The sequence below is a fragment of the Shewanella scandinavica genome (genome assembly GCF_031932065.1).
In the GTDB taxonomy this organism is placed as follows: domain Bacteria; phylum Pseudomonadota; class Gammaproteobacteria; order Enterobacterales; family Shewanellaceae; genus Shewanella; species Shewanella baltica.
In genome coordinates this window covers 246737-260919 of the sequence record NZ_JAUOES010000002.1, presented here as the reverse complement: position 1 = coordinate 260919, position 14183 = coordinate 246737, and the positions used below count along the sequence as shown (strand labels likewise).

13 protein-coding genes are annotated in these 14183 nt (G+C 46.5%); 7 read left to right on the top strand and 6 right to left on the bottom strand.

Translation table 11 applies throughout. From position 1 onward, the window contains the following. Nucleotides 1–443 precede the first annotated feature (443 nt). Together Q4Q50_RS02615 and Q4Q50_RS02610 are read left to right on the top strand one after the other, a co-directional pair. Complete coding sequence (locus tag Q4Q50_RS02615) at nucleotides 444–878, top strand: nuclear transport factor 2 family protein (protein WP_106650890.1); 435 nt, start codon at nucleotides 444–446, stop codon at nucleotides 876–878. A 627-nt stretch (nucleotides 879–1505) separates the two neighbouring features. Further along, complete coding sequence (locus Q4Q50_RS02610; protein ID WP_311898254.1) at nucleotides 1506–1730, top strand: hypothetical protein; 225 nt, start codon at nucleotides 1506–1508, stop codon at nucleotides 1728–1730. Between the two features lie 213 nt (nucleotides 1731–1943). Here the strand turns inward: Q4Q50_RS02610 and Q4Q50_RS02605 are convergent, their stop codons facing one another. Then, nucleotides 1944–2861, bottom strand: coding sequence for a class I SAM-dependent methyltransferase (locus tag Q4Q50_RS02605; protein WP_311898253.1), 918 nt, complete (start codon nucleotides 2859–2861; stop codon nucleotides 1944–1946). A gap of 6 nt (nucleotides 2862–2867) precedes the next feature. Further along, nucleotides 2868–3977, bottom strand: coding sequence for an AI-2E family transporter (locus tag Q4Q50_RS02600; RefSeq protein WP_311898252.1), 1110 nt, complete (start codon nucleotides 3975–3977; stop codon nucleotides 2868–2870). A 98-nt stretch (nucleotides 3978–4075) separates the two neighbouring features. On the opposite strand from Q4Q50_RS02600, the gene folX reads away from it, so the two are divergent. From folX to gltS, 3 genes are all read left to right on the top strand, one after another. Beyond that, entirely contained in the window at nucleotides 4076–4438 is a 363-nt protein-coding gene (gene folX / locus Q4Q50_RS02595) for a dihydroneopterin triphosphate 2'-epimerase (protein WP_006082167.1), read from the top strand. An 86-nt stretch (nucleotides 4439–4524) separates the two neighbouring features. Continuing rightward, a complete protein-coding gene (locus tag Q4Q50_RS02590) occupies nucleotides 4525–5418 on the top strand; it encodes a TIGR01777 family oxidoreductase (protein ID WP_311898251.1) in 894 nt (297 codons plus the stop codon). Between the two features lie 529 nt (nucleotides 5419–5947). After that, complete coding sequence (gene gltS / locus Q4Q50_RS02585; RefSeq protein WP_311898250.1) at nucleotides 5948–7171, top strand: sodium/glutamate symporter; 1224 nt, start codon at nucleotides 5948–5950, stop codon at nucleotides 7169–7171. A 103-nt stretch (nucleotides 7172–7274) separates the two neighbouring features. On the opposite strand, the gene lepB is transcribed toward gltS, so the two are convergent. From lepB to Q4Q50_RS02570, 3 genes are all read right to left on the bottom strand, one after another. Further along, nucleotides 7275–7937: a signal peptidase I gene (gene lepB, locus Q4Q50_RS02580; protein WP_311898249.1), complete on the bottom strand. Its 663-nt coding sequence runs from the start codon at nucleotides 7935–7937 to the stop codon at nucleotides 7275–7277. A 282-nt stretch (nucleotides 7938–8219) separates the two neighbouring features. Beyond that, nucleotides 8220–10760 carry an ABC transporter permease gene (locus tag Q4Q50_RS02575; RefSeq protein ID WP_311898247.1) on the bottom strand — a complete coding sequence of 847 codons (2541 nt, stop codon included), beginning with the start codon at nucleotides 10758–10760 and terminating at the stop codon, nucleotides 8220–8222. Nucleotides 10761–10762: 2 nt separating this feature from the next. Next, the gene (locus Q4Q50_RS02570; protein WP_006082172.1) at nucleotides 10763–11491 is read right to left on the bottom strand and encodes an ABC transporter ATP-binding protein; all 729 of its coding nucleotides are present in this window, start codon (nucleotides 11489–11491) and stop codon (nucleotides 10763–10765) included. A gap of 52 nt (nucleotides 11492–11543) precedes the next feature. Here Q4Q50_RS02570 and Q4Q50_RS02565 point away from each other — a divergent pair, with 52 nt between their 5' ends. Further along, nucleotides 11544–12143, top strand: a complete 600-nt coding sequence (locus Q4Q50_RS02565; RefSeq protein ID WP_311898245.1) for an arylesterase — start codon at nucleotides 11544–11546, stop codon at nucleotides 12141–12143. Between the two features lie 145 nt (nucleotides 12144–12288). Continuing rightward, the gene (locus tag Q4Q50_RS02560; RefSeq protein ID WP_311898244.1) at nucleotides 12289–13356 is read left to right on the top strand and encodes a DUF3083 family protein; all 1068 of its coding nucleotides are present in this window, start codon (nucleotides 12289–12291) and stop codon (nucleotides 13354–13356) included. Between the two features lie 95 nt (nucleotides 13357–13451). On the opposite strand, the gene Q4Q50_RS02555 is transcribed toward Q4Q50_RS02560, so the two are convergent. Next, nucleotides 13452–14177 (bottom strand): AcvB/VirJ family lysyl-phosphatidylglycerol hydrolase, encoded by a 726-nt coding sequence (locus Q4Q50_RS02555; protein ID WP_311898243.1) that lies wholly within the window; start codon nucleotides 14175–14177, stop codon nucleotides 13452–13454. Nucleotides 14178–14183: the final 6 nt, after the last annotated feature.

Below are 14183 nucleotides of genomic sequence, written 5' to 3'. Positions count from 1 at the left end.
TGGTACTTACCGGTGCTTTTTTTATGCTCAAATTTAGCTTAAGCAAGGCTATCGCACTGCGACAATGGCTCAATAGCAAAGCCAATATGGCAAAATAAGCAGACTAAATACGAGGGAAAAACGAATTAAGCGGTGTGAATAAGGTGAGTAAACGGCGAAAAATATCCACAACTGAAAGTGGAACATGGCGGAAAACTGAAAAGCGTCACTTTTTAACCAGCAGATAAAGCAAGACAATATCAGTGACTTACAAAGTATCACTGAAGTCTTCAACATAGTTTTCCACAGTTTCTGTGGATAACCTTTTTATATGCCTCCTAACTATATGCCACACTCAATAGGCTTGAGTCAACGCATTTCCCAATAGATTGCAAATAACGACAAAACTTGTGCATTAAGGCTAAAATCGCGATACTCAGAACAAATTCCAATAACTAAAACTTATGCGAACTCTATTTTTTATCTCCCTGCTGTTCCTCTTTGGTTGTGGCGATCCCTCGACGGAAGATCAACGCCAGTTATCACCCGAAGAAGTGAGCTTAGGCTTTTTTAAAGCGATTTATGTTGATCGTAATGTTGAACAAGCCAAGCAATTTGTCGACGATCCCATTAAACAAGTGCTCACCCATTACCATATTGCCGCAGCCGTACAGCGTAATATGCTCGGCCTGTCGATGACCAATGTTGAAATGGAAATTGATGATATCGATATCGACTTTTTCCGTAAATTTACCAAAGACGTCATTGTTGTGGTCAAAATGAAAGGGCTTAAAGGCGGCCAGCCGTGGATTGATGACAGGACCATACGCCTCCACAAGATTGGCAGTAAATGGACTATCGTCGAGCTGATGCCAGAAAAGCGCAAAGTAAACGGTTAATTTCCCTTCTCGCTCGCCTCTTTTATTGCGCATGCCTTGTCATGCGCTCAATCCAAGTACCGATTTCAACCAAAAAAATAGCAACCCTAAGGTTGCTATTTCAATGTGCTTGTTTTGTTACGTCGGACTCATAAGTACCGTCAGTTAATCGCTATCGATTAAGCTTGGATCACTTCTTCTTCGCTTTCAGCAGGTAAAGACGTCAGTACATCGTCTTTCACTTGATAATAAGCATTTTCGTATTCATGAACTTCCATAACAACTCCTGCTTGATTGGGTAAGGTCGCAGAGGCATGTCATTCTATGCTGACATTTTGCCTATGAGGAAAGGGATATATTCCGTGGGCAGGAGTATAACAAAGCCAAAATCATAATTACAGAAAACTTTCAGTTTTGTTCGAGCGCCGGTGCCACCTAAGGCGTATTATCACTTTTAAGGCTCAAAATCTGTCCTAAAAACTGAAAGCCTTTCATTTATGGCAATGATGATTCGCCGCCCATGACGCCATTTAATGCAGCCCTATATGCACAAACGCTATTAACAGAAATCGCTTACAAACAATGAATCTAGGGAAGTGTGACGCTAGCTGCTATCAATTAAGTAATGACGCGAGTAGGAGGTAAGATATGAACGCACTTATTGAGCTTGAAGCCACTACACTAACGACATTATTTAGCCACGGCGATGTATTAGGGATCCGCATGTTTATGGAACACATGAATATGCCATTAGATGTTCAGGACAGGCTTTATGATGAAATTTCCGCCCTCAAACACTTAAACCATCATCAAGTGAGCAAAGTGATTGAAACCTTTGGAGAATCGCAGCTCTCTGAACGATTAAGCTACTGACGAAACGTTTAAGCTATTGAGTAACCATTTACTCATCAACAAGTGACTGCGTAAAAAGCTCAACACTCAAGCTAGTCTGACTGCAAGCTTGGCTTGAGTTTGCACATCCATATTTGTTGCACTTTTAGAATCAGCAATTAAATTTTCCATTTAGCTTCATTAAAAACCGACAAAAAAGGCCAGTTAATACTGGCCTGTTAAGCTAAATCAAGACTAGGTTTGAGTCGATAAACGATAACGCAGCACCTTAAGTGACTTCTCTTCAGACACATCCATAAACGCTGGCGGATTGGCTAAGCGCTCTATGTATTCGAGTGCTGGCGCCGCATCTGCGACCTGCTGGCGTAGGAAAGTGGTATCGAGCTCGGGTGCATTGAGGCAGAGTAACACTTCACCATTATCGGCAAGTAACTCAGGTAAGCGCCTGATTAAACGTACATAATCCTTAGTCGCGACAAAACTGCCCTTTTGATTGCTCGGTGGATCGGCCACAATAATGTCGTAGGGACCGAGCTTTTTCAGTTTGCCCCAAGATTTAAAAATATCATGGCCTAAAAAACGTGCTCCCGCACTAAAGCCATTCAGCAAATGATTCTGTTTACCTATGCCTAATGCGCCTTTGCTCATGTCCATATTGACCACTTCATCGGCGCCGCCTTGCAATGCCGCTACCGAGAAACCACAGGTATAGGCAAACAAATTAAGCACTTTTTTATAGTGCACATTTGCTCTCACCCACTCACGGCCGTTGGCCATATCGAGGAATAAACCGTGGTTTTGTCCGCGCATTAAATGCACCTGAAAGCGTGCGCCATTTTCACTAACAATATGCGGCTCAGGCACTTCGCCTTGCAGCACTTGAGTAAAGGTCTCGCCCGCACTGCGGTATTGGTAGACTAAATTCAGTTGGCTATCAGGACGAATGGCCTGCCAACGCGCCGCAATGGCCTGCTGGCATGTGGCTAAATCGTCATCGGCTAAGGGAGTGAAACTGGTCAGCAATAGCACTGGCGCAAACCAATCTAAACATAGGTGTTCACAACCCACGTAGTGTCCACCGCGGCCGTGAAATAACCGCACTGCATCATCACCCAATTCAATTGTCGCTAGCGCTTGTATAAAACTTTGCATCTTCTATTACTTACTCTCTGTTGTACTTGTATCGGCTTCATCGGCATCGGAACTTGAGTTTTCTGTGTTGTTGGCCACGAACTTATCTTCAACATCGTCCGATAATAATATGGCTAACCAGTTACCACTTTTACTCGATTCGAGGGCAATTTTAACCACCATAGTCAGCGGCACCGACAGCAACATGCCGACAGAACCTAGCAACCAGCCCCAAAAAATTAACGATAAAAACACCACTAAGGTCGATAAGCCTAAGCCGCGGCCCATAAATCTAGGTTCAATCATATTGCCCATCACCATGTTGGCACCAACATACAAAAGCGCAGTACCGCCCGCTGCCGCAGGGCCAAGCTGAATGAAGGCTAATAACACCGCAGGAATGGCGGCAATGATAGAACCGATATTAGGAATGTAATTAAATAGGAAGGCGATCACCGCCCACAGCATGGCGTAATCCACGCCAATAATGGTTAAACCGACACCGACGATAACCCCGGTCGCTAAGCTTACTAGCGTCTTGATCACCATGTATTGATTAACCGATTGTAAAAAGCGGTCAATCTGCTTGAGGCGCATATCGGGATCGTCCAGCGCCAAATGTAATTTCTTTGGTAACGATTGGGCTTCAAACAGCATGAAGACGATGGTTAAGATGATCAGAAATAAATTCGCCATCACATTGCCAACACCCGACAGCATATTAGTGGTCATAGACAAGGCCATGCCAGGGTCAAAATACGCTAACACTTGATCCTTCGAAATCTGAATATTGAAGGAATGTAACTTATTTAATATCCAAGCAAATTGCTCGACTAACTGCACCCGATATTGGGGCAATTGTTTGGAGAACTCATTGACTGAACTGCCGACAACCGAGGCTAACCAGAGGCCCATCAACACAATAAAGCCCATCAAGAGGATCACCGCAAGCCATTTAGGCACACGGAATTTTGTCATTAAACCAATCGCGGGATTACAAATCACCGCCAGAAAACTGGACAGCACAAACGGCACCACAATCGGGCTCGCCGCCTTAATCCCTGCCAAAATAATCACTACAAAGGCCATAACCGCAAAGCCACGGTAAGCAGCGGAGGGCGCATTAGGTCGCGTCATTTATTAAAAATCCTTCTTGATCTTAGATAAAATTGTTAGGCTAACCCGAGAACACACTTAACCTCAGAAACCTTAGCTTAAGATAGCCATTTGCCATTATGAAACCAGAAACCGCGATTATACGCATTAAAAACTTAAGACTTCGTACTTTTATCGGCATTAAAGAAGATGAAATTCAAAATCGCCAAGACGTGATCATCAATGTCGTGATCCATTATTGTGCCGAGCGTGCCCGTAACAGTGATAATGTTGAGGATGCGCTCAATTACCGCACTATCACCAAAAAGATCATTGAGCTGATTGAGAATAACCGTTTCTCATTACTCGAAAATCTTACCAGCCAAACGCTAGCCATCGCCAGTGAGCATCCTTGGGTTGAATTTGCCAGTGTCGAAATCGACAAACCCCATGCCCTGCGCTTTGCCGATTCAGTCTCAATGGAGTTGTGTTATCAGAAATAATCTCGCTAGAAATAGTCAGATTCAGTGATCGTTGCACACCGTATTTCGGTATATATCCTCATAGCTCAACCGATAAGAGAGGTTCCATGAATATACTGATCACTGGCGCAAGCGGCTTTATTGGCCGCCAATTAGTCGAACGATTGGCGCCCCATCATCAACTGACGTTATTAACGCGCTCAGTGCAACAAACGCAAAGAATACTCGGTAATCAGCACCATTACCTTGAGAGCCTCGATGCGCTGAGCGACCTGAATCATATCGACGCCGTAGTGAATCTTGCGGGCGAGCCGATCGTCGCTAAGCGCTGGAGCAAAAACCAGAAGCAGCGGATTTGTGATAGCCGTTGGGATATCACGGCAAGATTAACTCAGCTAATACAGCAGAGTAGTAATCCGCCTAAGATCATGGTGAGTGGTTCGGCAGTGGGTTATTACGGTCGACATGATGATAAATTGCTCGATGAATCCAGTGGTGCCCATGTTGAGTTTAGCCATGACATCTGCCGAAAATGGGAGCAAGAAGCGCTTAATGCAAATACTGAGCACACCCGCGTCTGCATTATCCGTATCGGGATTGTGTTAGGAAAAGGCGGCGCATTAGAGAAAATGCTACCGCCCTTTAAGCTCGGACTCGGTGGCCCAATTGGTCATGGACGTCAAGGCATGAGCTGGATCCATGTGCAAGATCTCATCTCCCTTATCGACTTTTTACTCAGCCAAGAACATTGCAAAGGCGTATTCAACGCCACTGCCCCCAACCCAGTCAGTAACGCTGTGTTTACCAAAGCGCTTGGAAAAGCACTCAATCGCCCCGCCCTTATCACGACCCCACCGCTTGCATTACGCTTGGCTATGGGTGAAATGTCTGAGCTGCTGACCGAAGGACAGTTTGTTTATCCTAAACGCGCCCTCGAAGCCGGTTTTCAGTTTCAATTCAGTGACCTCGACAATGCCTTAACCGACGTGTTAGCCAAATAGGCTAGCACGCTGATGCTAACAATCTTGCGGAATCTTGCATAAAACATCGATATATTCGGGCGCTAATGCGCACGAATTTCGGTGCTAAGGCTGGCTAGATGTTGACTTAAGCACAAGCGCCACTTTAGTAACACTAGAAAAACAACATCGTAACATCATGATTTGTAATGTGATTTAGCGACAGCGCGGCACTTTTCTGCTAAACTCGCCTCCATTCGGTCATAGGAGGCACGCATTAATCGCCTCAACCTTGACCACAGATAGACTCAGCAACACCTCATAAATAGACAGTTATTTATGCTCAAGAATAGGCTATTTAATCTGCTGTTCTTGACCTGTAAACCATAAAACGATACACACTCGCGCTCACTCATCCTTTAAATTTTTATCGGATTGACACTGATCTGTCCTCGACATCAAGCGCTTAACATCCAGCATTAGCAGGTACTTAATAACAAGATGGGTGACTCCTCAATGGGCATTGTGCTCACTGAAATGCCCACACTAAGACAGTTTGTAAGGAATTTTCATGCACACGACCTATACGATTGGCGAGCTAGAATCATTTTTAATTGCCATTTTCGTGCTGTTTATCGGCCACTCCATCAATCGCCATGTACGTGTCTTTAGGCAATATAATATCCCCGAACCCATAGTGGGTGGCCTCGTTGTCGCCGCGGGTGTCGCATTTCTTCACTTTCAAAATATCAGTCTCGACTTCAGCTTATCGCTGCAAAATACCTTAATGCTGATGTTTTTCAGCACGATTGGCCTCTCGGCAAACTACAAGCTTTTACTCAGCGGTGGTAAAAAAGTCTTTATTTTTCTGGGTGTTGCCTCTATTTATATTGTTATCCAAAACGCCGTCGGCGTCAGTTTAGCCAATCTGTTAGGGCTCGACCCGATTATGGGCCTTATTGCAGGGTCTATCACCCTGTCGGGTGGCCATGGAACGGGCGTCGCTTGGTCACAAACCTTTGCGGAAAACTACGGTATCAATACTTTAGAGTTTGCCATGGCCGCGGCGACTTTTGGTTTAATCATGGGCGGGATCATAGGTGGCCCCGTTGCGCAGCGATTAATCGGTAAACATAATCTTGTCTCTCGCTATGGGATTGGTCGCAAGCATCACAGTGAACATCCGCATTTAGTGACTTACGATCAGTTAGAAGAAGATCAAGTTACAGCCAAAACCATATTAGAAACCCTGTTTGTACTGCTACTGTGTGTTGCCGGCTCAAAATGGCTCACGCTGTGGATCAGCCAATCGGGCATAGCTTGGCTCAAAATGCCCGACTTTGTTTATGCTCTCTTCCTTGGCGTTATCATCGCCAATATCACTGAACTCACCCGCGGCTATAAGCCCCATACTGAAAGTATCGATGTCATAGGCACAGTCGCTTTGTCACTCTTCCTTTCTATGGCTTTGATGACCTTAAAGCTATGGGAGATTTTTGATTTAGCCATCCCACTGCTGGTGATCTTACTGGTGCAAACCGCAGTCCTAGCGATGTTCGCCTATTTTGTGACGTTCAAAGTGATGGGCAGTAATTACGATGCGGCGGTGATCACCGGCGGCCACTGCGGCTTTGGTATGGGCGCAACGCCAACGGCGGTAATGAACATGGGCGCGCTTGTCTCGCGCACAGGGCCGTCACCCCAAGCCTTTATGGTGGTGCCTATCGTCGGCGCTTTCTTTATCGACATCGTTAATTTGATTGTCTTGCAGGGCTATCTAAGCTTTATGAAATAGTTGCTTTGAAGTATTCATTTTAAAATCAATTATCGTTAAATCAACCAGCTAACAAAAGGGCGCCTCATTCGGCGCCCTTTTTGATGGTGCAAAATCGTAAATGCTAAAACTCGCGCATAAGACGCTCAGGTCGAGGCAAATAATGATCATCATAATCGAGTGAGAAAACCACTGAGCTAGAACGGCCAACAATTTCATTGCGTGGCACAAAGCCAATGACCCGAGAATCAGCGCTATTATCTCGATTATCACCCAGCGCTAGATAATGCGCGTCTGGCACAGTGACTGGTCCAAAGTTGGCGAGCTTTGAAGGGACAGGATTAAGGCGAATACTGTGGGCCATACCGAGTAAGTTCTCCTGCATTTCTGTGACATCAGCGGGAGCATAAGGACTCAATGCTTGGGATGCGTAACTAAGAGGTTCGCCATTCAAATACAAACGATTATCCCGCATCATCACAGTATCGCCTGGCACAGCAATCACCCGCTTAATGAGTTTTTTATCGGCCTTTTTCGAATCGAACACCACGATATCACCGCGGGCGGGATCCGCCAGTTTGACTAAGGCGATATGGGTAAATGGCACCCTAAGATCGTAGGCCATCTTGTTCACCAGAATGCGATCACCTTCGACGATAGTCGGCAGCATAGAACCCGATGGCACGGTATTCCAATCAGCCACAGCGCTCCTGAACACTAACATTAAACTGATAAACAGAAAAAAGGAGCGGTTATCCTTAAGCAGTTTGGTTATTCCTTTGAACATATATTCCCTCTCTATGGCATGTATAAGCGAGTCGCATTTCTCAGTTAAATAGACCCATTGCGTTGCACTAAGTTCTGTTGCCAGCAACTTAAGTACTGGTCAATTTGTAAGCCAATGTAAAAACGCATGTTCATGCTCAAATTCATATTCGAGTCATGTTCAAACTCAGCAGATTCAGCCAGAAAATAAAAAAGCACTGAGCTTAGGCAGCATCAGTGCTTTTTATTGTTAACGCTGCCTACTTAAGTCATAAACTCAAGTGTTAACCCATGCAAGCAACCACTAGCTGCCCGCCTTTAATAGCTCAGAGCAAGATTGGCTGAGCAATTGTCGGCAACGCCACACCCCAAGTAAGGCCACGATTAAGGCGCCAGAAACAGGGGCGATTCCCCACCAAGGCCAGTGCATATACACATTAAGCTCAAACACTTGCGTCTTAAGTAGGTATAACGCAAATTCGGCCACTATAACGGCGAGCACGCCCGCAATACCGCCAAGCAAGGCGAACTCTAAACCCGTTGCACTGCGCAATAACCATCCCGAAGCGCCAAAGGTACGCAGCACCGCCAGTTCGCGCTGCCGAGTTGCCATGCCCGCTTCAGTCTGTGCAATCAAGACTAACGCACTGGCCAGTAACACTAAGGCCAGCACTAAGGTCAGCGACAGCGACACTTGCTCTATGATCTGCCGTAACTGTCCCACCATAGCGCCCACATCGATGATAGATATCGTCGGGAATTGCTGAATAAGCGCAAGGATCACCGCATCCTTAGGCGTACCATAGACACTCAGTGCTTGCCCGCTTGTTGCTGGGTCATTTGTTAACTGATCATTTGTAGCTTGGCTATTAATAGTTTGATCATTCAGATAAAAACTCGCCATCGAGGTATAAGCAAAGGGCGCTAAGGCTTCCTCGGTGAAAATCATAAAGAAGTTCGGCTGCAGCGTTTCCCAGTGCACGGCACGAATACTGGCAACCTTGACTGTGAGCTCTTTATTATCAATCACATAAGTCAGCTTATCGCCAAGACCAATACCCAAACGGTCCGCCACGCCAGATTCCACCGACACTTCATCGGCCGCTTGATTAAAATGCCCCTTTAACAGTTCGTTATTGGCTGGTAGCGTATTACGCCACGTTAGGTTTAACTCGCGGGAAATACCCACTCTGCCCTTTTCACCCGCTTCAGACTGTTCATTCGAAATCAACGCTTCACCGTTAATTTGAGTTAAACGGCCGCGGATCACAGGATAAATATCCGTCGCAACTATGCCTTTAGCCGTCATAAAATCATTTAAGGGCTTAGCATCGTCTGGAGCAATATTAACGAGAAAGTAATTAGGTGCATTTTCGGGCAACTGTTTTTGCCACTCGTTGAGCAAGTCTTGTCTTAACGCCAGAATCGTCAATAGCAATACCAGTGCGGCGCTAAATCCCACCAATTGCACCGCATTTTGCCGCGCACGACGCCTAAGCCCCGCCAGTGCCAACTGTAAGGGGTTGGTCGTTTTCATGCCGACACTGTGGCCTAAACGTATCATCACAAAGCCAAGCACACTTAACAGCACTCCGAGCAACAACACGGCCGCGACCACAGTCAGGGTCAAAGCCCAACTTTGGGAATACAAATAGCCCAGTAACGCCATCGCGCCTAAGCTCAATAGCAGATGCAGCCACATCCCCAGTTGCAGGCCTTCTAACTGTCGCTGAAGCACTCGTAGTGGCGGAATAGCCAGTAAGCGCATCAAGGGGTAAGCCGAAAACATAAAGGCGCTGATAAGTCCTGTGCTGACGCCGAGCAGTAATGGCCGAGTGAGTGGCGGCGAATAGGCGGCAATTTCGGGCGGCAATAGGTAACTGATCCCCAAATCGAGTAACACACCACCGACAAGGCCAAGCACAATACCCATTAACGTCACTAACAATAAGTGAGTACCAAACAACAATCGAATTTGCTTTGCCGAGGCGCCAAAGGTTTTCAGCATGGCCACCACATCGTAATGGCGCTGACAATAACGCTGGGCGGCAATGCCTATCGCGGCGCAGGCCAGTGCAATGCCCATCAAACTTGCCAGCAATAAGAAGCGCTCAGCTCGCTTAACCGCTCCCGCAATCGGCGAGTCACCGGATTGCACATCGACCCAGCGCTGGGTGCTATTGAGAAGCGGTTTAACACTTTGCTCAAAGGCCGTAAGCGAGGCTTCATCGCCAGCAAATTGATACAGATAGGTCACGCGGCTGCCCGGTTGAATCACTCCCGTTTTGGCGACATCTTCCATGCGCATCAATACCACGGGCGATGAAGCAAAAGGATTAAAGCCCGCGTCGGGTAAGCGGCTTATTTCATTGCTGAGCACAAATTCGCTGTTACCTAGTTCGATGGATTTGGGATAACCGAGGAGTCCACCTAAGCGAGTCTCAAACCAGATTTCACCCGCTTGAGGTAAAGCCTTGGTTTTACCGCTGGTGAGTTCAATGTCGCCCTTGAGTGGATAACCCGTTTCAGCGGCGCGAACTGTGACTAACTGAAACTTATCACCCGAATAGACCATGGAATTAAATTGCATGTTCGTCACATGCTTAAGCCCAAGATCCTCGGCTTTGGTTAAAATCGCCGCATCAATTTTAACCGGCGAATCGATAATCCGATCGGCGGCAATAAACTGCGAAGCTTGCCCAGTGATCGCCACTTGCAGGCGCTCACTCACCCGCGCCAACCCACTCACAGACAGTACCGCGAGCGTAATAGCGAGGATAATCAATAACAATTGCCCTTGCTGTAACTCGCGCTTAAATAGGCGCCATGCCAGACTTAACTCCATTGTTAAGCCTCCTTAGCATCGGCGAGCGGTGCTGTATGCGCCGTATCTTCCTGTAAATGGCCATTATCCATCACCAGCTGCCGCTCACAACGCTTGGCTAATAGTAAATCGTGGGTGACGAGGATAAGAGTGGTGTGGCTTTCTTGATTCAGCTCAAACAACATATCGGCAATTTTATGGCCGTTAACGCTGTCCAAGTTACCCGTGGGTTCATCGGCAAACAGCACTGTGGGCTCACAAATAAAAGCACGGGCAATCGCCACCCTTTGCTGTTCTCCGCCCGATAATTGTTTGGGTAAATGGGTCAAACGATGGGATAAACCGACCCGCACCAGCATGGCTTGGGCTTTTTCCTTGGCATTGCTCACGCCCGCAAGCTCGGCGGGTAACATAACGTTCTCCAGCGCGGTTAAGGTATCTACTAACATAAAGGATTGAAAAATAAAGCTGACCTTCTGTTTACGCAGCGCGGCTTTTTGCTCTTCATTCAGTGGGGATAACGCCACACCATCGAGCCAAATTTCACCAGAGGTAGGCGTATCAAGTGCCGCAAGCAGCCCGAGCAGGGTAGACTTACCCGAACCCGACGGGCCAAGAATAGCCACACTCTCACCTTGCTTGACATCTAAGTTAATGCCCTTGAGGATAGTGAGCGTTCCTTCCTGAGTAGTCACTGATTTTTCGAGGTTAACAACATTGATGGCACTGTTTTTTAAGATGACGTTAGACATAGGATCCTTCTTATATAAATCGTTCTGGTATCAATCGCTAAGATTAAAATCAATGGCGAAGACCCTGGGGGCATTCATCCTATTGAGTGTATTCATGGCCACGCCAGCGCACGCGGCAAAGGTGTTGATCCTCGGCGACAGCTTAGGCGCTAGCTATGGCATGGCAGAGCAGTCAGGCTGGGTGGCGCTGCTGCAAAAAAATCTGCCCGAATATCAATTTACTAATGGCTCAGTGAGCGGCGAAACCACAGCGGGCGGCTTACGCCGATTACCCGCCTTACTCGATTCCGTCGCCCCCGACCTTGTGGTCGTTGAACTGGGTGGCAATGATGGTTTACGTGGATTCCCCCCAACGCAACTTGAAAATAATCTAATCCAAATCATTACCCTAGCCAAAGATAGCGGCGCAAAAGTGCTGCTGACCGAGATCATGGTACCGCCTAACTATGGCCCTCGCTACACCCAAAAGTTCACCCAAGTGTATCAAGACATATCCAAAGCACAGGATATCGTGTTGATCCCCTTCTTTATGCAGGATATCGCGCCCCATCCAGAATTAATGCAACGAGATGGCATTCACCCCAACGAAAAGGCGCAGGCGCAGATAGCAACTTGGATGCAACCATGGATAGAAGATGCGTTAACCCAATAAAATAGCTGCTATTTTAAGCTATCGAACCGCTTACTTAGCTAAACTCATGCTCAACGGATAAAAACGTGTTCTAACGCAAGATTAACCCTATAGATAAACAGTAAAATTCGTGTTAGCAAATGGTTAACTCAAACAAGGAGTCAATATGTCCCTTAGCCATCAGCAAAAAGTGTACATACCCAAGGAAGCCCGTACCAATCAATACATCACAGCCGAAATCAAGGTGACGGATGAACTACTGAGTCAATATCCTGATTATCAAAGCTGTTATCAAACCTTAAGCCGTTTGATATTTAATTTGGCAGAACAACACGATCTGCGTAATGTCCACGTGATCACTAACGATAAACTGCCTGTTGTCCGTTACCACACCGAAGCCTATTGCTTCCAAACCACTGAACAAATTCTATTTTTTTATAATCCAGCCTACCACGAAGCCCAAAATTTATTCTCGCAAGAAAACTATCGCGCCCGTAAACTGCGCATTGTCTTCCTTGCCACGGGTGAAGATATCCGCAGTAATTCCGCCAGTTTCCACATTAGAGTGCGCGAATTACTGACAGAATTGATGCCTTTAATGCCGATAAGCGATCTTAAAGTTAAGGTCCGCGACCATCAGCATTTATCCTATGATCTGTTCGCAAAAGCCAAGGGCTATAAAGAAACTTATGGCTATAAACTGCGTGCCATCGGCCCAAGATATAAAGCCAGAAAGTGCGAATTACCAGAGAACGTCAGCTCTCTCACTTATGTAACAGTAAGCTTGCCACTTAGCCGCAAACTCAAACAGGGTTTATTACCTGACTCAGCAACCGACTTTACGCCTTTATATCAACACCTTGAAGATTGCTTCCTCAAAGCGGCAGCCAACAGACAATTGACGCGTCTTGCCATGATAGCAAACGGCTTAACCCCGCTGGTGCGTAACAGTAAGTTTGAAAAACTCGACAGCAAAACCGAAGTACAAATGATAGGGTTCGATCCTAATGCGACTGAGCAACAAGTGATCCGTCGCTGGAATGCCGATAACTTAGTCGAAGCCGCGCACTTCACCATAGTCGCGGGCACCAAAGACTGTGATGATTCAGGCTTCGGACGCTTTATGAACAATGTCGAAACAGCCCTGAAGGCCTTCGCCGCAGATATCGGTGTAGACCCAGAGCGTGAAGATCTCGTCGTACGCTTCCATCAACATATCAGCTATCAAATCTGATTAACGCGACATTCAATTCGCGAAAAACCAAAGGGCGCATTAAGCGCCCTTTCCTTTCTGAATGTATTCAAGCTGATATCGGTGATGGGTATAACTTAGCTTTTCAACCAATGCTTTATGATAGTCACCGCTTTATCGTAATCATCATCAAAGCTATGGCCACCGTCTAACTCCATCACAGTCACATTCGGCTGTTTTACTACTGGGCACAAATGCTTAGGGGCATCATCGTCTTTGCCATATAAGCACAGCATAGGCACTGTCGTCTGCTTATTCACCTCGGGCAACGTAAGATAACTCGCGGACTCATTGCTAGACGTGACGATTTCACTCACATGCACTTCAAAATCCGACGTCTGCGAAGGTGACAATAACACCCCGCCGAGGATCTTATGTCGATACTTGAGTGGCAGATCATTAAGTACAAAAGGAATGATTTCAGCGCCAAAAGAATAGCCAACCAATACCACCTTTTGTGTGCCAAATTCGGCCTCGTACTTATCGATAATGGCCATAGTATCTTGAGTCACATCCTTGGGATCTTTTTGTTTCCAGTAGTATTTTAGCGAACTCCACCCCACCACTGGCCAGCCCTGCTGTTGCAATAACTGGCTCACACCTTGATCTAAATTAGCCCAGCCACCATCGCCACTCATAAAGATGACTAAGGGCGGCTTTTTCGCACTCGCTTTGTCATTTGCGCTATTAGCGACCGGCAGAAGTGTCAGGCCGAGTGAGTCAGCAAAGTCATCGGCTAAGACACTAAAGCTACTGCAAAACATCATCATAAGGCTTAGTATTTTCACAAAGGATTTATTCATCGCTCA

What these genes read in the sequence shown, in the direction of transcription:
- Q4Q50_RS02615 (WP_106650890.1), top strand. Translation starts at nt 444, where the DNA reads ATGCGAACTCTATTTTTTATCTCCCTGCTGTTCCTCTTTGGTTGTGGC.
- Q4Q50_RS02610 (WP_311898254.1), top strand. Translation starts at nt 1,506, where the DNA reads ATGAACGCACTTATTGAGCTTGAAGCCACTACACTAACGACATTATTT.
- Q4Q50_RS02605 (WP_311898253.1), bottom strand. Translation starts at nt 2,861, where the DNA reads ATGCAAAGTTTTATACAAGCGCTAGCGACAATTGAATTGGGTGATGAT.
- Q4Q50_RS02600 (WP_311898252.1), bottom strand. Translation starts at nt 3,977, where the DNA reads ATGACGCGACCTAATGCGCCCTCCGCTGCTTACCGTGGCTTTGCGGTT.
- folX (WP_006082167.1), top strand. Translation starts at nt 4,076, where the DNA reads ATGAAACCAGAAACCGCGATTATACGCATTAAAAACTTAAGACTTCGT.
- Q4Q50_RS02590 (WP_311898251.1), top strand. Translation starts at nt 4,525, where the DNA reads ATGAATATACTGATCACTGGCGCAAGCGGCTTTATTGGCCGCCAATTA.
- gltS (WP_311898250.1), top strand. Translation starts at nt 5,948, where the DNA reads ATGCACACGACCTATACGATTGGCGAGCTAGAATCATTTTTAATTGCC.
- lepB (WP_311898249.1), bottom strand. Translation starts at nt 7,937, where the DNA reads ATGTTCAAAGGAATAACCAAACTGCTTAAGGATAACCGCTCCTTTTTT.
- Q4Q50_RS02575 (WP_311898247.1), bottom strand. Translation starts at nt 10,760, where the DNA reads ATGGAGTTAAGTCTGGCATGGCGCCTATTTAAGCGCGAGTTACAGCAA.
- Q4Q50_RS02570 (WP_006082172.1), bottom strand. Translation starts at nt 11,491, where the DNA reads ATGTCTAACGTCATCTTAAAAAACAGTGCCATCAATGTTGTTAACCTC.
- Q4Q50_RS02565 (WP_311898245.1), top strand. Translation starts at nt 11,544, where the DNA reads ATGGCGAAGACCCTGGGGGCATTCATCCTATTGAGTGTATTCATGGCC.
- Q4Q50_RS02560 (WP_311898244.1), top strand. Translation starts at nt 12,289, where the DNA reads ATGTCCCTTAGCCATCAGCAAAAAGTGTACATACCCAAGGAAGCCCGT.
- Q4Q50_RS02555 (WP_311898243.1), bottom strand. Translation starts at nt 14,177, where the DNA reads ATGAATAAATCCTTTGTGAAAATACTAAGCCTTATGATGATGTTTTGC.